The following is a 17,415-nucleotide window of genomic DNA, read 5'->3' on the forward strand; positions in this document are numbered from 1 at the left end:
TGCCGCGGGTCAGCGGGCTCCCCCGCCGAGAGCTGTCGGGCCGCTCAGAACTGCAGCGACCAGGACCCGATCGTCCCGGTGTCGTTGGTCCAGTTGTCGCTCACACGCAGCTTCCACGTGCCGTCGGCGGTCTCGGCGGAGGCGTCGACGCGGTAGGTGGCCCGGACGTCGTCGGCGCCGTCGGCGCTGTCGTAGTTCTTCAGGAGGTAGGTGGTGCCGCCGGGCGCGACGAGCTCGACCTTCAGGTCGCCGCGGTAGGTGTGCCGGATGTCCACGGTCACGGCCAGGCCCGCGGGGGCCCTGCCGGTGACGCCGGTGACGGGGAGCGGCGATTCGACGGTGGCGTTGTCGCGGATCGGGTAGTCGTCGGTGTTCTCGAACTTCTTGCCGGTGGGCGGGGTGCTGTCGCCGCCCGTGTGCAGGAGCTTGTTCGGGGAGCCGGTGCGCGGGTCGGTCACCTTGCCGGAGGTGGCGTCGGCGACGAGCTGGTCGCGGACCTGGGCCGGGGTCCAGGTCGGGTGGGCGGCGAGCAGCAGGGCGGCGGCGCCCGCGACGTGCGGGGAGGCCATGGAGGTGCCGCTCATCGTCTGTGCGGCGCTGTCACCGGAGTTGGAGGAGGAGACGATGCTGTCGCCCGGGGCGAAGATGTCCAGGCAGGAGCCGTAGTTGGAGCCCTGTCCGTTGGACCAGCCGGTGGCACGGGCGTCCCGGCTGTTGGTGGCGCCGACCGTGATGGCCGAGGGGGTGGAGGACGGGGAGTACGAGCACGAGTCGGCGTTGTTGTTGCCGGCCGCCACGACCCACGTCACCCCCGGAGGATATGGAGGTGGCCACGGCGTCGTTGACGGACTGGGTCCTGCCGCCGCCGATGCTCATGTTGGCCACGGCCGGCTTGACCGCGTTCTTGGTGACCCAGTCGATGCCGGCGAGGACCGGGGCCCAGGTGTCGCCCGAGGTGCCCTGGCAGTTCAGCACACGCACGCCGATCAGCTTGACGCCCTTGGCGACGCCGTACGCGCCGCCGCCGACGGTCCCCGCGACGTGGGTGCCGTGGCCCTGACAGTCGGAGGCGTTGGAGTCGTCGTCGATGAAGTCGTAGCCGCTCACCGCGCGGCCGCCGAAGTCGCGGTGGCTCATGCGGATGCCGGTGTCGACGATGTAGGCGTTCACGCCGGAGGCGGTCGTGTCGTACGTGTAGCTCTTGTCGACCGGCAGGTCCCGCTGGTCGACGCGGTCCAAGCCCCAGGAGGGCGGGTTGGTCTGCGTGTCGACCGCGTGGGCGACGGCGTCGGCCTCCACACGGGCCACCATCGGGTCGGCGGCCAGCTCCTCGGCCTCGCCTTCCGGCATCCGCACGGCGAAGCCGCGCAGGGCGGCGGTGTAGGTGTAACGCAGGCTCCCCGCATGCTCCTTGGCCAGGGCTTTCGCCGAGGCGGGGACGTCGGCGCGGGCGACCGAGTTCTTGAAGGTGACGATGTACGAGCCGTCGACGGCGCCGGGGCGGTCCGCCCCGACGATGCGGCCTTCGCCGTCGCCCGGTGGTACGGGAGCGGCGACGGCCCCCGAGGTCGCGGCGACTCCCGCGAGCAGGGCGGTACTTGCGCCGACGGCGAGCAGGCGCCGGACGACGCGAGCGTCGAGTTTCATGAGGTCTCCTTGGGACGTATGGGGGGCTCCGCACGGTGCGGTGCCGCTCACAGAGGTGGGCGGCACGTCATGCCCATGACAGGCAGAGCCATGTGCGGACGGGACGCGGGGTCACGAGTGGTGAGGGGGCCGGACGTACGAGGTGGCGTCCTCGGACCACGAGCTGTCGTCGTCGGACGGGGCAGAGCTTCGGCCCCGGGAAGGCGGCACAGCAATCCGTAGCGCTACCCAATGAGTGGGGTGCGGGCCGGGGCGCCGGCCCGCACCCCTCGCCGTTCCGGCCCGCCGGACGACCCGCCGGCCCACCTGACGGCGGGCGTCGTCATTCCGTAGGTGGTGGACCCCTATTGCGAGGCCACCTCACCGCCGGGTAGACCACCGTTCAACGAACGCCGTGCACCGGCGAGAGGCCGGCTCCTCACCGAGGGCGGATCCCCGGGGTGCCGGCAGGCGAGAGGCGGAGCCGTGACCCGACGTTTCTTCGATGCGGACCGTTCCTTCGACTCCGCGTGGGACGTGGAGTCGGCGGTCGACGCGGGAGGCGGTGCCGTCGGCCGGGCCGAGGAGACCCGACGCCTGCGAGAGGCGCTGCGCGCGGGGCCGGCCGTCGCTGTGGTGCGAGGGGAGTCCGGGACGGGAGTGGCCCGTCTGGTGGACGAGATCCTGGGCGTGCCGGAGTTCGCGGGATGGACACAGCTGCGCGGGACGTGCCCCGGGGTGCCGGGAGCGGGGTGGGACGGTGTCGGCACCGGCCCGGCCGCCGGGACGGAGCGGGGGACCGGCGCGTCTGCGTTCGGGCTCGCCCCCATCGCCGACGCCCTCGCCGGTCTGCCGTGCCGTCCCGGTGGCCCGGCGTGGTCCCTTCCCGACATCACCGGGATCGTGGGACTCCTCGTACCCGAGGTGGCCGAGCGATTGCCGGAACCGCCCGCCGCGGCGGCCGAGCCCGCGTCAGGGCGTGCGCTGCTGCCGCGTGCCGTCGAAGCGCTGCTCGACGCGCTGGGGGACGCCGTCCTCGTCGTGGAGGACGTCCACCACGCCAACCCCGCCACCCTCGCCCTGCTCCACCATCTGATCGGCGCGATGCCGCCCCGGCTGCGGCTGGTCCTCACCGAGGACGCCGCGCCGGGGCTGCCGCTCTTCGGGATCGGCTCGGCGGTACGGGTCCCGGTGGCGGAGATTCATGTCCGGCCCTGGACGTGTGAGGAGACGGAGGAGTTCGTACGCCGGTGGCTGCACGCCCACCGGCCGCAGCGCGTCGAGGAGTTGCACGATCTGGTCCTCCTGGTGCACGAGTGGACCGGCGGTCTCCCGGAGGTGGCCGAGGTTCTGCTGCGGGCCGCCGCGGAGCTGCTGCGCGCTCCGGCCGAGGGCGGCCGGCGAGCGCCCCTCATGGCGGTCGACAGCCGGAAGGTGCGGGACATCGGGGCCGGAAGGGCCGACGCCTGCGGAGCGCACGGTACGGCACCCGCCGATGACCTCACCGACGGCACGGGAACAGCGCCGGCTCCCGTCGGCGACCACTCGCCTCCCGCCGCGGACTCCGTACTCGCGGCCGTGCGGTCCGTGGGTGTTCCGCCCCCGCTCCGGCGGGACTTCGCCCTGCGGTACGCCCGCCTCGACGAGGACGCCCTGCGCGTCGTCGAGGCCGCGGCGGTGCTCGGCCGCCCCGTGCCGGTCGCCGTGCTCGCCGACGTGGGCGAGGTCGCCGCCGACCGCGCCGAGGCGGCCGTGGAGCTGTGCGTGCGGCGAGGCGTGCTGCGGGCCGACGGCCACCGCCCCGACTTCCGTCATCCGCTGGACCGCCGTGCCGCGCTGGCGCGGCTGCCGGGGCCCCGGCTGGCCCGGCTGAGTCTGCGCGCCGCGCGGGCCCTGCACCGGGGCGGTGACGGCCCGTTGCCGCTGGTCGACCTCGCCCGCCTGTACCGGGCGGCCGGACGCGTACCCGAGGGGGTGCGCTGCCTCGTCGCGGCGGCCGACCGGGCGGCCACGGCCGGCGACTATTCCACCGCGACCAGCCTCTACACCCGCGCCGTCGACGAGGACCCACGCGCCGCCGGCCGCATCCGTACCGCGGCGAAACTCGCGCGCACGGCCCAACTAGCCCGCGCCGACGGGCGGGTGGTCGCCGCGGTGCGGCGCGTGCTCGACGAGGACGCCCCGCCGGCGCGGCTGCGCGGCGAGATCCGGCTGCACCTGAGCGTCGTGCTCCGCAACCAGAGCGGTGGGGCGCTGGACAGCCTGAACGAGGTGGCCCGCGCCATACCCGACCTGGAGCTGACGGACCCGCAGACCGCCGCCCGCGCCATGGCGGTAGCCGCCATTCCGTCCATCAAGGGCTGGCCCGTCGACCGTCACCTGCACTGGCTCGGCCGGTGCGAGGCGCTGGACGGCCAGGTCACGGAGCCCGGTGCCCGCGCCGCCGTCGCCGCGAACCGCGCGACCGCGCTGATGCTGCTCGGCGACCCCCGCGCCTGGACCGCCGCCGAGGCGCTGCGCGGTCCGGCCACGACCGCGATGGAGGCCGCGCACCACGCCCGCGGCTGGACCAACCTCGCGCACGCGGCCACCGCGCTCGGGTACGACGCGCGGGCCCGGGACTTCCTCGCGCGGGCCGCCCACGGCCTCGCCGAGACCAGCAGCCCGTATCTGGAAGGGCTCACGCGGACCGCCCGGCTGGTGCTCGGCTGGCACGAGGGCCGCTGGGACGGACTGCACGACGCGGCCGACCGCACCACCCGGCTCTACGCGGAGATACCCGACCTGACCGCCGAGGCCATGCTGGTCCGCGGGCTGACCGCGCTGCACGTCCTCGGCGACGTCCCGCGGGCCCGCCGCGACCTGGCGGAGGCCGCCCGGACCACGCGCTACGACACCGGCGTCATCCTCACCGCCGCTGCCGCCGCCACCGCCCGCGTCCACCTGGAGGCGGGGCGGCCCGGCCAGGCGTGCGAGGCGGTGGAGGAGGCCCTGCACCGCCTCGAGCGCACCGGCGGCTGGGTGTGGGCGGGCGAGGTGGCGCCCACCGCGGTGGAGGCCCTGGTCGGCAGCGGGCAGGGCGGGCGGGCCCGGCGGCTCGTCGCCGAGTTCGCCGCGGCGACCGAGCGGCTGGACGCGCCCGCCGCCCGTGCCGCGCTGACCATGTGCCGGGCGCTGCTCGCCGAGGCCGACGGGCGTACGGACGAGGCGGTCGCTCTGTGGGAGGACGCGGAGGTGCGGTGGCGCGGGCTCGGCCGGCCCTTCGACGCCGCGCGGGCGGCGGAGGCGCGCGGGCGCTGTCTGCTCGAACCGCCCGGCGCGGCGGATGACGTCGTGTCCGCGGCCGGTGTCGTCCAGGACGTCGTCGAGGCCTACCGCGCACTGGGCGCGCGCTGGGACGTCGCCCGCTGTCAGCGGCTGCTGCGCCGCCACGACATCGTCACCACTCACCGCCGCGGCCGCCTCGGATACGGCGACCAGCTCTCGCCCCGCGAGCGGGAAGTGGCCGAACTCGTCGTCCAGGGGCGGGCGAACCGGGAGATCGCCGAGAGCCTGGTGCTGTCGACCCGGACCGTGGAGCACCATGTGGCGCGCATCATGCGGAAGTTGAACGTAGCGTCGCGGACCGGCATCGCCCTGGCCGGCGGTACGGGCGAGGACGACTTTTCGGCCAGAGTCACACGCGCCCAGGGTGCCCCGCGCGAGTCACCGCGACAATGCACGTGAGCCCGCCGCGCCTCCCGCGCGCAGCGGGCGGACGGCCGGACTTCCCCGGCATCACGCACCTGAATCGAAGGAGGGCACCACCCTCATGCAACGGTTCACACGACTCTGTTCCGCCGTCGGGCTCGCCGCGGCCGGCGTACTCGTAGCGGTTCCCGCGGCCCAGGCGTCCACGGCTCCGGCGGCGACGGATGTGTCGGTCACCGCGTACCAGGACTGCCCGGTCGGCTGGTTCTGCGCCTGGGAGGACGCCGGAGGGTGGGGCCGGATGGCGCGGTTCCAGGTGGGCTCCGACGACCTGCGCGACTTCAATCTGAACGACCAGATCTCCTCGGTGTGGAACAGGACCGGCAAGACGTTCTGCACCTGGCTGAACATCAACCGGGACGGCGCCACGTGGCCGGTGGGCAACTGGCGGGGCGACACCTCCCAGTACAACCGGAACGACAACATCAGCTCGCTCCGGGTCGGGGCGTGCTGATCCGACCCGGAGGCCCGGACTCCCCGGGGACGTGAGAGCCTGCGTCGGGGCGGCGGCGTCGCGCGAGCGCCGGCCGCCGGAAGCGCCCCGACCCGCACCGCTGTCGCTGTGATCCGCTTCCGTCCAGCCTGAGTTTCCCGGCGCCCGGCGGCGCCGCGCAGTTCGGAGTCCCGGCCCGTGCTTTTCGACGTCACCCGCGGCGGCCTCGCCGACCTCTTCGGCGAGGGCCGTCTCGCGACGCTGCCCGCCACCGCGTTCCCGCCCGCCGCCGCCGGCACCGACGGCGCCCGCCTCCTGCAGACCGTCGGCGTCCCCACCGGGACGTTCCATCTGCGGGAGCCGGACGAGGACACCGGCGGGCTGCCCCTCGTGCGGGACGTCGTCCACGCCGAGGACCACGAGGACGTCTCGCCGGACGCGGGCGGGTGGCCCGTCATCGGCTGGCTGCTCAACGCCCACGTCGCCCTCGACCCCGCTTCGGGCACGGTGTACGCCTTCGACGCCGACGAGGGAACCGCCGAGGAGCTCCACACGGACGTCTCCTCCCTGATCCGGCTCACGGTCCGGCTCCAGCACCTCCTGGAGGAGTTCACCTTCAGCGGCGACGACGGCGACGAGGAGGCCGACTTCGAGCGCCTGGACCGCGAGGTCGCGGTCATCCGCGCCGAGACGCACGCCCTCGACCCGCTCCCCTTCCGGGACGACGAGTCGACCTGGTCGGTGGTCGGCGACGAGATCGCCGCAGGCCAACGGTTTACGGGCAACACCCCGGCAGCCCGCTCGCTCTATGGGTGACCGCCGGTCCTCACCACCCACCGGCGGCCGGGCCTCCGCACCCGCCGCCGCACTCCCCGCATCACCCCGATGGCATGATCGGTCCGTGTTTTCCTCCCGAATAAGCCAGGCAGCGCACCTCTCCCCGGACCGCAGACCACGGGTCGCCCTTTGGACCGCGGCCGGTGTCGTGGCCCTCGGGTTCCTCGTCGCGCTGGAGATCGCCGCGCGGCACTACGGCAGCCCGGGCCCGATCACCGAGCAGGCACGCGAGGTCATCCTCCCGCCCAAGCCGGGGCCGCTCTACGGCGGCATGGCGCTGACGATGGTGGTCCTCACCTGGCGGGAGCGGTTCATCGCGGTGGGCGCCGCCGTCGGGATCGACCTGATGTTCGCGCTGGTGCGCTGGGCGGCGGGCCTGCACACCCCCTCCGATCGCCTCTTCGGCAACGGCGCGCTGTGGGTGATCCTGGGCTGCGCGGTCATCGCCCTCACCCGCCGCAGCGGCCCAGAGCGCGTCCTGCTCCTGAAGGGCGTCGGACTCGGCCTGCTGCTGGTGACCGGGCGCAAGACCGGTGACACCTGGCTGCTCATCACCGCGAAGGCCCACCCGAACGTGCTCGACCCCTACGTGGCGACCGCCGACCACGCGCTCGGCAACCCGTCGTGGCTGGCCGGCCGGCTCCTCAAGGCCACCGAGCCGGTCGGCACCCACGTCCTCGACCTGGTCTACGCCCAGCTCGCGGTGGCCGCGATCGTCGTCGCGCTCTACCAGCTGCGCAACGTGGCGACCGAGCGCCGCTTCCCGAGCCACCACCTGGTGCGCACGTTCCTGGTGATCGGCCTCATCGGGCCGGGCATCTACATGATCTTCCCGGTGGTCGGGCCGATCTTCGCGTACGGCCCCGGCACCTCGGGGACCGGCGGCGTGGAGTGGGCGGTGGCCGATCTGTGGCCGCACACGCCCCCGGCGCTCGGCATCCCGCACCCGGTGCCGTACGACGGGATCACTCCGCGCAACTGCGTGCCCAGCCTGCACACGGCGTGGGCCACCGCGATCTTCATCCACTCCCGCAAGGGGCCCCGCCTGCTGCGCTACGCGGGGACGTTCTGGCTGGTCTGCACGCTCGGCGCGACGCTCGGCTTCGGCTACCACTACGGCGTGGACCTGCTGGCCGGCGTGGTGTTCGCGCTCACCATCGAGGGAGCCCTGCGCGCCCTCGACCGCGGCTGGGACCGGTCGGCCACCCGGTTCGTCGCCTACGGCACGACCGTCTTCGCCGCGCTCCTGGTGTCGTACCGCTATCTGCCGGTGGAGATGGCCGAGCACGCGTGGCTCGCGGGTCCGCTCCTCGTCCTGGCGATGGTCTCGGTGATCTACGGCTACGTACGCACCACCAGGCAGTGGGAACCGAAGGCCGCACCGCCGAAGCAGCCGGAGCCCCAGCCCGCGCTGGTCTGAGGCGCACGGCGTCAGCGGCGCTTCACGGGGTGCGGAAACCGCGGAAGGTCACCGCGGCACGGGTCTTGAAGCCGAGGCGTTCGTAGAGGGCGATGGCCCGGGTGTTCGCCTCGGCCACGTGCAGGAAGGGCTGCTCGCCTCCGGCGAGGATCCGCGCGACCAGCTCGCTCACCAGCCGGGCGGCATGGCCTTGGCCGCGCGCCTCGGGGGCCGTGCACACGGCGCTGATCTCGGTCCAGCCCGGCGGCCGGAGCCGCTCGCCCGCCATCGCCACCAGCGTCCCCCGCGCGCGGATCCCGAGGTAGGTGCCGAGCTCGCGGGTGCGGGCTCCGAACGGGCCCGGTTCGGCCCGCTCCACGAGGTCGAGCATCTCGGGCACGTTGTCCGGGCCGAGCTCCACCAGCGAGACGCCGTCCACGGCCGGGCGCGGCTCCCCGGACGGGCGACCGCCGCGCCACAGCATCTGGCGCCCTTCGAGTTCGAAGACGGGCTCCCAGTCCGCGGGCGGCGCCGCCGCGCTGCTGAACATGTCGGCGAATCCGCCGTGGCCGAGCAGCCGCGCCAGGTCCGCCCAGTCCGCCGGCCCCGGCTCGGTCGGCAGGGCGCAGAAGGTCGCGACGCCCGGCAGGTACGTCGCCGCCTGCCCGGTCCGCCGGGCCAGATGCGTGTGCGCTCCGAGCAACGACTCGGCCACGGGGTTGTCGAGCACGGTGAGATCACTGTTCACCCGCCGGATCCTCGCATCCAGGGGTCCTCGCCGGGACGGCGGGGGCCGCCCGCGACCACGGCCGCCAACCCGCCTCCCGCCCGCCACAGCGTGAAGGCCCGGACCTCGTGGTCCGGGCCTTCACGCTGTGGGGTGCGGGACGTGCGAGGGATCAGACCTGGCCGCGCCAGGCGCCGGTCGCCACACCGTCACGCCGCTCGATGAACTCCTTGAACCGTCCCAGGTCCCCGGTGACCTGCCGCTTGACGAAGCCGAGCTTGTCGCCGGCCTTCTCGGTCAGGCCCTCGGGGTCGTAGTGGAGCTGCAGCATGACCTTGGTGCGCTCGTCGTCCAGGCGGTGGAAGGTGACGACGCCGGCCTGCTTGGCCTGTCCGTCCACCGTGGTCCAGGCGACCCGCTCGTCGGGGATCTGCTCGGTGACCTCGGCGTCGAACTCCCGCTCCACACCGTCGATCTTCGTCACCCAGTGGGTGAGCGTGTCGGTGCGCTGCTCGATCCGCTGCACACCGTCCATGAACTCGGGGAACGTCTCGAACTGGGTCCATTGGTCGTATGCCGTACGCACCGGCACGTTGACTTCGATGGACTCTTCGACCTGCGACACGGATGACACCCTTCCTCGTGAACCGGTGAAGTGGTGGATCACCACTCTCCTTCACGCGGGTGCCCTGGACCCCCGGGCTTCACTCCCGTACCGCCCCATCGATCTCGCGCGGGCGGCCGGCGTACTCGGCGAGCCCGACCGCCATGGCCCCCATGAACCGGCGGAGGTACCACTGGAAGAGCCGCCGCGTCCCCCGGCGGCCCACGTAGGTGCCGTGCCAGTGGATCCTGGTTCCGCCGCCGGGCAGCTCGTGCAGTTCGATGGTGGCCCGGTACCGCGACATCTGCGCGATCTGCACGCCCTCGTAGTGGAACCGGTGGACGGGTTCGAGGCCGGTGATCCGCTCCTTGGTCACGACCTTTCCGGTGCGGAAGGCCCGGGTCGCACCGACTCCGTCGCGTCCGTCGGGTGACAGGTCGCGGGATTCCGCCGCCTCCAGCGCGTCGATGCGCGACCACTCGGGCCAGCTCAGCGGGTCGAGCAGCAGTGACCACACGGCCGCGGGCGGGGCCGTCGAGTCGGCCGTGACGTCGTACGACTGCATTCCGGGACTCCTCACGATGTCCGGCTGACCGAACCGGGCGGGGCCGGGCCGGTCAGGGATTGATCATGGGGCAACCCTAGGGACGGACCGGCACCGATCCCATGCGTGGAATTGCGGTGCCTCGGTCAGGAATTGCTGGGCCAGGAATCGCGGTACACGGAGGGGCGCACTCCGGTCTGTCGGAGGAAGGCGGCCGACAGGGCCCCCGGGCCGGCGAAGCCGCACCGCGGCGCGATCCGGGCGATCGGCAGGCCGGTGCCGCGCAGCAGCCGTTGCGCCTCCTCGACGCGCAGCCGGGTGAGGTACCTGTACGGGGTCGCTCCGGTCGCCGCCCTGAACACCCGCACGAAGTGGTAGACGCTCATGTGCGCCTCCCCCGCGAGCTCGGCCAGGGTGACCGGGTCGGCCAGGCGGTCGTGCATCATCGCGACGGCCGCGCGGACGCGTGCGTCCTCCCGTGCCGCGGGGCGCGGGTCCGTTCGTCGTTTCCGCCCGCGCGCATGGCGGGTCAGCAGGTGCGTGGTCAGGAAGGCGGCCGCGGACTCGGCGTAGAGCTCACCGCCGTCGTCGCCGCCCGGTGTGCCGAGCGCGCGGACGGTCTCCTCGATCAGCGGGTCCCCTGCGGCCAGGGACGCGGCCATCGCCTCGAAGTCCACCGGGCCACCGCCCAGCCGCGCCGCGACCGACTCGACCGTGTCGCGCGGAACATGGACCTGCACGCTCCGCATGGCCCCGTCCCCGCGGTAGCGGCGCAGGACGGGCCGGTCCGGGATCCCCATCTGCACCCGTCCCGGGGTCCAGGCGGAGCGCACCGTCCGGCCGTCGCCGCGCGTCTCCATCTCGGCCCGCCCGCCGACGGGCAGCACCAGGTGCAGGTCGGCCGCGCCGGGGAGTTCCATGTCGTCGGCCACGGGGACGTGTTCGAACCGTTGGACCAGCAGGGACCGCCAGCCGAAGGCTTCCCAACTGCAGTGCGTGCGCCGCACGTAGCGAGCCATGTCGAAGCCGGCGTAGGGCCGGAGATCGAAACGGGTGGAGTCGAACACCATGGCGCCGAGGCTACCGACCGCCGTCCCGCTACGCCCCGTTCCGGCGGCCCGGCTCCGCTCCGTGCGGCCCGGTTCTGTTGTGCGCGGCGAGGTTCCGCACCGTCAGGCCCCGCGTACACCGTCGGCACGGCGCCTGCGGTACGCAGCGACCGCGCCCAGCACCACCCCCACGCCCAGGACGATCAGTCCGCGCACCCAGACGTCGCGTTCGACCTGTGTGGCGAGCAGGACGCACGAGGCGGCACCGAGCACCGGCAAGGCGGTGGGCACCCGGAAGTGCTCCCGCTCCCCCGGGTCCTTGCGCAGCACCAGGACCGACACGTTGACCAGGAGGAAGACCACCAGCAGGAGCAGGACGAGCGTCGAGGCGAGCGTGGCCACGTCGCCGGTCAGCGCCAGCAGGAGGGAGAGGAGGGCGGTCACGGCGATGGCGGCCCACGGTGTGCGCCGGCCCGGCAGGACCAGGGTCAAAAAGCGCGGCAGCAGACCGTCCCGCGCCATGCCGTAGGCGAGCCGCGAGGCCATGATGCCGGTGAGCAGGGCGCCGTTGGCCACCGCCACCAGAGCGATCGCGCTGAACAGCTCCGTCGGGACACCTCCGGCCGCGCGGACCACCTCCAGGAGCGGCCCGCTGGATTCGGTCAGAGTTCGCGTCGGCACCGCCGCGGCGGCCGTGATGCCGACCAGGGCGTACACGACGCCCGCCGTGACCAGCGCCCCGAACAGCGCCCGGGGGTAGGAGCGGCGCGGATCGCGGGTCTCCTCCGCCACGTTGACCGAGGTCTCGAAGCCGACGAACGAGTAGTAGGCGAGGACCGCTCCGCTCAGGACGGCCGCCGCGGGCCCCTTGTCCGCGGTGCCCAGCTTCGTCAGCCGCCCCAGGTCCCCGTCGCCCCGCAGCACGATCCAGGCGCCGAGCCCGATGACGAGCAGCAGCCCACCGACCTCGATCACGGTGGCGACGACGTTGGCGCGGGTCGACTCGCTGATGCCCCGTGCGTTCAGGAGCGCCAGCGCGGCCAGGAACAGGATCGCGACCAGCACGACGGGCAGCGTGACGAACTCGGTGAGGTAGTCGCCGCCGAAACCGCGGGCCAGGGCGCCGACGGAGACGATGCCGGAGGCGAGCATGCAGAACCCCGCGAGGAATCCGGCGAAGGGGCCGAACGCCAGGGTGGTGTAGTGCGACGCGCCGCCCGCCCTCGGGTACTTGGTGACGAGTTCCGCGTACGAGGCGGCGGTCAGCAGGGCCAGGCACAGCGCCACGAGCAGCGGCACCCACACGGCGCCGCCCGCGTCGGCGGCGACCTGGCCCACCAGGACGTACACGCCGGCGCCGAGGACGTCGCCGAGGATGAAGAAGTAGAGCAGCGGTGTGGTGAGGGCCTTCTTGAGGGACGGCTGGGCGTCCTGGGCCGTGGGGGCCGGGTGGGGAGCGTTCACGGGGGGCCATGTACCCCGTCCGGGGCGCGGCAGGCGGCGGTTCCCCTGGATGCCGGGGGGCCGGGGTCCGCTGTCCGGCCGAGGTCCGCCCGGCAGTCCGACGCGGCGGGCGGATGGCCGATGTGAGGTGGTCGGCGCTCCCGCGGGTCCGGATGGCAGCGCTCGCCGGGTGCGGATCGGCGCGGGCAGGGAACCTGCTCGTCAAACGTGTTCCCGGCGCACTTCAGGTGCAGAAGTGGAGACGAGCGATGGCCACGACCACGGGTGAGGCCCGAGCCCACACCTCATCACCGAGGAGCCTCCAACTTCCGGGCATCGTGCTCGGGGTGGGCATGGGCGGCTTCGTGGACGGCATCCTGCTGCATCAGCTGCTGCGCTGGCACCACATGCTGAGCAGCACCAACCAGGACCACATCGGTGTGAAGTACTACAACCCCCACACGGTCTCCGGGCTGCAGATGAACACCTTGTGGGACGGCGTCTTCCACACGGTGTGCTGGCTCGCGGTGCTGTTCGGCCTCGCGACGCTGTACTCGCGGGTCACCCACGACCGGCTGCGGGTCTGGGGCTCGCGGGTGCTGTGGGGCTGGATGCTCGTCGGCTGGGGGCTGTTCAATCTGGTCGAGGGCATCCTCGACCACCACATCCTGGGGATCCACCACGTCTACGCCGGTGACGGCCAGGTCTGGTGGGACATCGGCTTCCTCGTCCTCGGCGCCCTGCTGGTGGCCGGCGGGCACCTGCTCCAGCGCGGCGGCACCCCCTTGGACGCCGACGCGCCCACCGGCCACCGGGAAGGCCGGTGAGCCCGGTGGACCACCCCCTGCACGGCCACGACCACGCCACCGGCGGCGGCGTGCTGCCGGTGGCGCTGCCCGCGCTGGTCCTCTCGGCGGGCGCCGTCGGCTATCTGCTCCTCGCGCACCGGGCCCGCCGGCGCAACCCCGCGCTGGGCTGGAGCCCGTGGCGCACGGGGTGGTTCCTGACCGGGATCCTGCTGCTGGGCGTGGCGCTGCTGCCGCCCGTGGCGCCCTTCGCGCACGAGGACTTCCGCGGCCACATGGTGCAGCACATGCTCATCGGCATGTACGCGCCGTTGGCGCTCGTCCTTTCCGCGCCGGTGACCCTACTGCTGCGCGTACTGCCCGCGGCGCGGGGGCGGCGGCTGACCGCCGTACTGCACAGTCCACCGGCCCGTTTCCTCACGCATCCCGCCGTCGCGCTGACGCTGTCCACGGGCAGTCTCGCCGTGCTCTACTTCACGCCGCTCTACGACGCGACCATGACCCGGCCTGCGGGCCACTGGCTGCTGCACGCGCACTTCCTGCTGGCGGGCTGCCTCTTCGCCCACGTCATCGCGGGCCCCGACCCCGCGCCGACCCGGCCCGGCGCGCGTGTGCGGCTCGTCTGCCTCGGTGCCGCGATCGCCGGGCACGCGGTGATCTCCCAGCTGATGTACGGCGGCTTCTGGGTCCACGTCCACGCGCCCATCGACCAGGTGCAGGGCGGGGCGGAGATCATGTACTACGGCGGTGACATCGCCGAACTCCTGCTGGCCGCCGCCCTGGTCGCCACCTGGCGGCCCGAGCGGGTGCGCCGCGCGACCGGCCGCACCGTCGCCCCGGCCGACGGCGGCTCAGCCGGTGCGCTCCTGGGCCGGCAGTAGGGCGAGCGTGGCGATGACCGCCCGGTGATCCGTTCCCGGCACGGTCCGCTCGCCGACCGAGACGCCGACCAGGCCGGAGCCGTGCACGACGTGGTCGAGCTGGACCAGTGGCGGCAGCGGGGTCCCGCCGGCGGGCCAGGTGCGGGCCCAGCCGCGGCCCAGTTCGGCGTGGATGTCGGTGAGGTGGCCCCCGTCGAGCAGAGCGCGCAGGGGCGCGTGGTCGACGGTGGCGTTGAAGTCGCCCAGGAACACCGTGTCGGGACCGCTCGCGCGGGCGGCGGAGGTGAGGGCGGTCATATCCCTGTTCCAGCGCCCGGCGTCACCGAGGGGGTAGTAGGTGTGCACGGCCACCAGGCGCACCGTGCGCCCGCCGACGGTGACCCGCGCGGTGGTCTGGGGCCAGGCCGTGTCGGCCTTCAGCTCGCCGCCGTGGGTCAGCGGGAGCCGTGAGTAGAGCGAGGAGTCGTTCTCCGGGTGCAGTTCCCGGTACGGCAGCGCCTTGGCCAGGCCGGCGTCGGCGAGCGCGGCGATGCCCGCGGCGGGCAGTTCCTGTACGGCCAGGAGGTCGACCCGCTCCTCCCGCACCAGCCGGACCACCGCCCGCGCGTCCGCCGCGCCGACGTGGGTGTTGAGGGTGGCCACGCGCAGCTCGGGGGCGTGCGCCGGTATCGGCGGACGGTCGTCCGGGACGAACCGCGGTGCCAGCAGCGCCAGATGGACCGCCGCGAGCAAGCCGGCGACGGCGACCCGCCGGACCGAGCGCAGCGGCGGAACCGCCACGACGGTGACGAGGACGAGCAGGCTGACCCCTCCCGCGTAGGGGAAGAGGACCACCGGCACGGCGAGCGGTGTGCCCGCGTCGAGCCCGGTCAGCCGTACGACGGGCAGGACGCACAGCGCCCCGAGCAGGACGGCACAGCCACCCCTCCCCCACCGGCGCCACCGACTGCCCCGACGGCGGTCACCCGCCCGCTCCCCGCCCGCGCGGCCGTCGTCCACCGCGGTGTCCGTCATCCCTGGCCATCCTCTCCGTCAGGAGCGCGGACGGCGGTCACGGACGACGTCGATGATCACTCCGGCTCCTCGGGGAGGAGGACGATCACGGTTGACCTGCGGTTGCGCGCGGCACCTCGAATCACGGGGGCCACGATGGAGCCCATGGAACCGTTTCTGGCCCGCCTCCCGTCCGCCTTCTGGACCGTCCCGTACGCCGGGGCACGCCATCCGGGTGCCGCCGCCGTGACGGAGCGGCCCAGACTGGCGGCGGGCGCGAACTGCCAGCTGTTCGCCTACGCGGTGCTCGGCCACTTCGGATGGGCCCCGCCGCCCCTGCGGTCCAGCGAGTTGTGGGAGGACACGGAGGCCACCGTCCGCGTTCCGGTGCCGGAGGCCCTCGACCTCCTGCTCTTCAACGGCTCCCATGACGCCTACGGCGCGCACGTCGGCGTGTGGGCGGCCGAAGACGCGGTCCTTCATCTCTGCGCGGAGGTCGGCCGTCCGGCCGTGTGGAGCCTGTCCGACTTCGCGGGCCGTACGCGGTACCGCGTCCTGCTGGGCGCGAAGCGGGTGACCGCGCGGCCCGGCGTCCGGTGGCCGAGGGCCTGACGGCTCCTGAGCTGACGTCCATGCGGACGCGGCGCCGCGGCGCAGACGGGCCCTCGGCGCCGCAGCGCCGAGGGCCCGTTCCGCTCCGGCCGGTCAGCCGGGACCCGCGCGGTACATGCCCCGCTTGCTGCCGCGGCTCGCGCCGGGCTCGCCCTGCCGGGCCGCCGCGCTGGCGGCCAGGGCGAGCAGCAGCGCGACGCCACCGGCGATGACGTTGCTGACCACGGTCCTCGTGGTGCTGACGTCACCCGCCACGGCCCAGGGCGCGACGATCGTCCAGACGCCCAGCGCACAGGCGGCCCACGCCATGCTGTGCGTGCGGTCGTAGGCACGGCCGAAGCCACCGCTCATCAGCAGGGCGTACGCGATGCCGACGATGAGGTTGGTGACCGTGAGCCGCGACAGGCCCTCGAAGCCCACGATCCAGGGCGACGCGGCCAGGTAGAGCCCCGTGAGGAAGGCCAGCGTGTCGATGGCCTGCACCTTCGGCGAGCTCGCCGCACGCTCGGCACTCTCGTGACGGGCACGGATGTCGGCGATGTCCGGGTGCGTTTCCATGGACGGGGACAGGGGAGACGTTGTCACTGCGTCCACCTCCAGTAGGTGGTTCATGGGATGCGGACAGGGCCGCGGCGACGACGTCACGCGGCCGAACACAGGACTCGGGGCGGTGGCAGCGCCGGAAACGGCTGCCGGAGGGGCCGGGCCGAGTCGGACGGTGTCCGTCCCGCTCGGCCGGAGGGGCTCACGTCGTCTCTTCGAAGCGACGGGTCTTGAGATGGAGTTGCTCGGCGGAGCCCGCTGCGGCGTCGGCTCCGCCCTAAACCGAGAATACTGCGCATCACCCGTCTTGTCGTACGGCGGCCGCGCGGCCCGTGGGTCCGTCGGGGCGCATGGCGGCACGGCTGCTACCGCGTCCACCGGCGTAGCGGCCGGGCGGGATCCCCACCACCCGTTTGAAGTGCCGGCTCAGATGTGCCTGGTCGTAGAAGCCGACCGCGGTCGCCACCTCCGTGGCCGGCCGGCCGTCGAGGAGCAGCCGGCGGGCGCGTTCGACCCTGCGGGCCATCAGGTACTGGTGCGGGGCGATACCGAAGGCGGCGCTGAACGCCCGCACGAGATGGGTGGGGTGCGCGTGGACCTGCTCCGCCGCCTCGCCCAGGGTGACGCCGCTCAGCAGCCGCTCGTCGAGCAGCTCCCGCAGGCGGTGCGCCACGCCGCCACCGGGCCGCGGGTCCGCCACGGCGAGCCGGGGCCGCAGGTGGCCGCGGAGCCGTTCGCCGACCAGGGCCAGCCGGCTCTCCGCCTCCAGCTCGTCGCCGCGCCGGGCGAGGGCCGTGTGCAGCTGCCCGATGCGGCGGCGCAGCAGGGGGTCGGCGATGTCGGGGGCGTCCACGGCCGGGCCGATGAGGCTCTCGTCGAGCAGGGGCGCGTCCAGGTACAGGACCCGCTTGCGGAAGCCGTGCGCGGTGGCCGGGGAGCCGTTGTGCGGCACCTGCGGCGGCAGCAGCGAGACGGTGTCCCGCGGGGTGCCGCGTTCACGCCGGTCCAGGTCGTAGCGGACCGCACCGTCGTCGACGATCAGTAGCGTCCACACGTCGTGGACGTGCATCGGGTACGCGTGCTCGGTGAAGTGCGCGTGGAAGACCTCCACGACGCCCGGGACCTGCGGGCGCCACGCGGAGACCTCCTGCGGGGACGGCATGCAAAG

At 73.8% G+C, this 17,415-nt stretch carries 15 protein-coding genes and 1 pseudogene; 7 read left to right on the top strand and 9 right to left on the bottom strand.

Annotation, left to right across the window (positions count from 1 at the left end; all coding sequences use genetic code 11):
* Window positions 1–44 precede the first annotated feature (44 nt).
* Window positions 45–1,647 (bottom strand): annotated as a pseudogene (locus tag ACZ6B8_RS18700) (S8 family peptidase).
* A 465-nt stretch (window positions 1,648–2,112) separates the two neighbouring features.
* Here ACZ6B8_RS18700 and ACZ6B8_RS18705 point away from each other — a divergent pair.
* The 4 genes from ACZ6B8_RS18705 to ACZ6B8_RS18720 all read left to right on the top strand — a co-directional run bounded on the left by ACZ6B8_RS18705 (window position 2,113) and on the right by ACZ6B8_RS18720 (window position 8,066).
* The gene (locus ACZ6B8_RS18705) at window positions 2,113–5,352 is read left to right on the top strand and encodes a LuxR C-terminal-related transcriptional regulator (RefSeq protein WP_471607887.1); all 3,240 of its coding nucleotides are present in this window, start codon (window positions 2,113–2,115) and stop codon (window positions 5,350–5,352) included.
* An 85-nt stretch (window positions 5,353–5,437) separates the two neighbouring features.
* The gene (locus ACZ6B8_RS18710) at window positions 5,438–5,830 is read left to right on the top strand and encodes a peptidase inhibitor family I36 protein (protein WP_471090699.1); all 393 of its coding nucleotides are present in this window, start codon (window positions 5,438–5,440) and stop codon (window positions 5,828–5,830) included.
* A 177-nt stretch (window positions 5,831–6,007) separates the two neighbouring features.
* On the top strand, window positions 6,008–6,625 hold the full coding sequence (locus tag ACZ6B8_RS18715; RefSeq protein WP_471090698.1) for an SUKH-4 family immunity protein: 618 nt from the start codon (window positions 6,008–6,010) through the stop codon (window positions 6,623–6,625).
* A gap of 100 nt (window positions 6,626–6,725) precedes the next feature.
* Window positions 6,726–8,066, top strand: a complete 1,341-nt coding sequence (locus tag ACZ6B8_RS18720) for a phosphatase PAP2 family protein (RefSeq protein ID WP_471607932.1) — start codon at window positions 6,726–6,728, stop codon at window positions 8,064–8,066.
* A gap of 22 nt (window positions 8,067–8,088) precedes the next feature.
* Here ACZ6B8_RS18720 and ACZ6B8_RS18725 read toward each other — a convergent pair whose 3' ends face one another.
* The 5 genes from ACZ6B8_RS18725 to ACZ6B8_RS18745 form a co-directional block, all read right to left on the bottom strand.
* Window positions 8,089–8,793 carry a GNAT family N-acetyltransferase gene (locus tag ACZ6B8_RS18725; protein ID WP_471090696.1) on the bottom strand — a complete coding sequence of 235 codons (705 nt, stop codon included), beginning with the start codon at window positions 8,791–8,793 and terminating at the stop codon, window positions 8,089–8,091.
* A gap of 151 nt (window positions 8,794–8,944) precedes the next feature.
* Complete coding sequence (locus ACZ6B8_RS18730; protein WP_471607888.1) at window positions 8,945–9,397, bottom strand: SRPBCC family protein; 453 nt, start codon at window positions 9,395–9,397, stop codon at window positions 8,945–8,947.
* Between the two features lie 79 nt (window positions 9,398–9,476).
* Window positions 9,477–9,941, bottom strand: coding sequence for an SRPBCC family protein (locus ACZ6B8_RS18735; RefSeq protein WP_471607889.1), 465 nt, complete (start codon window positions 9,939–9,941; stop codon window positions 9,477–9,479).
* Window positions 9,942–10,066: 125 nt separating this feature from the next.
* Window positions 10,067–10,990 carry a helix-turn-helix domain-containing protein gene (locus tag ACZ6B8_RS18740; protein WP_471607890.1) on the bottom strand — a complete coding sequence of 308 codons (924 nt, stop codon included), beginning with the start codon at window positions 10,988–10,990 and terminating at the stop codon, window positions 10,067–10,069.
* A 102-nt stretch (window positions 10,991–11,092) separates the two neighbouring features.
* Window positions 11,093–12,433: an APC family permease gene (locus ACZ6B8_RS18745; protein ID WP_471607891.1), complete on the bottom strand. Its 1,341-nt coding sequence runs from the start codon at window positions 12,431–12,433 to the stop codon at window positions 11,093–11,095.
* 248 nt (window positions 12,434–12,681) lie between these two features.
* Here ACZ6B8_RS18745 and ACZ6B8_RS18750 point away from each other — a divergent pair, with 248 nt between their 5' ends.
* Both ACZ6B8_RS18750 and ACZ6B8_RS18755 read left to right on the top strand, forming a co-directional pair.
* A complete protein-coding gene (locus ACZ6B8_RS18750; RefSeq protein ID WP_471607892.1) occupies window positions 12,682–13,239 on the top strand; it encodes a DUF2243 domain-containing protein in 558 nt (185 codons plus the stop codon).
* Between the two features lie 5 nt (window positions 13,240–13,244).
* The gene (locus tag ACZ6B8_RS18755) at window positions 13,245–14,099 is read left to right on the top strand and encodes a cytochrome c oxidase assembly protein (RefSeq protein WP_471607933.1); all 855 of its coding nucleotides are present in this window, start codon (window positions 13,245–13,247) and stop codon (window positions 14,097–14,099) included.
* Here the strand turns inward: ACZ6B8_RS18755 and ACZ6B8_RS18760 are convergent.
* Window positions 14,070–15,113, bottom strand: coding sequence for an endonuclease/exonuclease/phosphatase family protein (locus ACZ6B8_RS18760; protein ID WP_471607893.1), 1,044 nt, complete (start codon window positions 15,111–15,113; stop codon window positions 14,070–14,072). The two genes, ACZ6B8_RS18755 and ACZ6B8_RS18760, sit on opposite strands and share 30 nt — an antisense overlap.
* 144 nt (window positions 15,114–15,257) lie before the next feature.
* On the opposite strand from ACZ6B8_RS18760, the gene ACZ6B8_RS18765 reads away from it, so the two are divergent.
* A complete protein-coding gene (locus ACZ6B8_RS18765) occupies window positions 15,258–15,704 on the top strand; it encodes a hydrolase (RefSeq protein ID WP_471607894.1) in 447 nt (148 codons plus the stop codon).
* 93 nt (window positions 15,705–15,797) lie between these two features.
* On the opposite strand, the gene ACZ6B8_RS18770 is transcribed toward ACZ6B8_RS18765, so the two are convergent.
* Window positions 15,798–16,262: an SPW repeat protein gene (locus tag ACZ6B8_RS18770; RefSeq protein ID WP_471090720.1), complete on the bottom strand. Its 465-nt coding sequence runs from the start codon at window positions 16,260–16,262 to the stop codon at window positions 15,798–15,800.
* Between the two features lie 283 nt (window positions 16,263–16,545).
* Window positions 16,546–17,409: a helix-turn-helix transcriptional regulator gene (locus ACZ6B8_RS18775; RefSeq protein ID WP_471607895.1), complete on the bottom strand. Its 864-nt coding sequence runs from the start codon at window positions 17,407–17,409 to the stop codon at window positions 16,546–16,548.
* Window positions 17,410–17,415: the final 6 nt, after the last annotated feature.

The sequence above is a fragment of the Streptomyces sp. NPDC041122 genome (assembly GCF_055592445.1).

Excerpts from the sequence above, each read along its gene's own strand:
- ACZ6B8_RS18710 (WP_471090699.1), top strand. The coding sequence starts at position 5,438 with ATGCAACGGTTCACACGACTCTGTTCCGCCGTCGGGCTCGCCGCGGCC.
- ACZ6B8_RS18740 (WP_471607890.1), bottom strand. The coding sequence starts at position 10,990 with ATGGTGTTCGACTCCACCCGTTTCGATCTCCGGCCCTACGCCGGCTTC.
- ACZ6B8_RS18765 (WP_471607894.1), top strand. The coding sequence starts at position 15,258 with ATGGAACCGTTTCTGGCCCGCCTCCCGTCCGCCTTCTGGACCGTCCCG.
- ACZ6B8_RS18750 (WP_471607892.1), top strand. The coding sequence starts at position 12,682 with ATGGCCACGACCACGGGTGAGGCCCGAGCCCACACCTCATCACCGAGG.
- ACZ6B8_RS18735 (WP_471607889.1), bottom strand. The coding sequence starts at position 9,941 with ATGCAGTCGTACGACGTCACGGCCGACTCGACGGCCCCGCCCGCGGCC.
- ACZ6B8_RS18775 (WP_471607895.1), bottom strand. The coding sequence starts at position 17,409 with ATGCCGTCCCCGCAGGAGGTCTCCGCGTGGCGCCCGCAGGTCCCGGGC.
- ACZ6B8_RS18770 (WP_471090720.1), bottom strand. The coding sequence starts at position 16,262 with ATGGAAACGCACCCGGACATCGCCGACATCCGTGCCCGTCACGAGAGT.
- ACZ6B8_RS18760 (WP_471607893.1), bottom strand. The coding sequence starts at position 15,113 with ATGACGGACACCGCGGTGGACGACGGCCGCGCGGGCGGGGAGCGGGCG.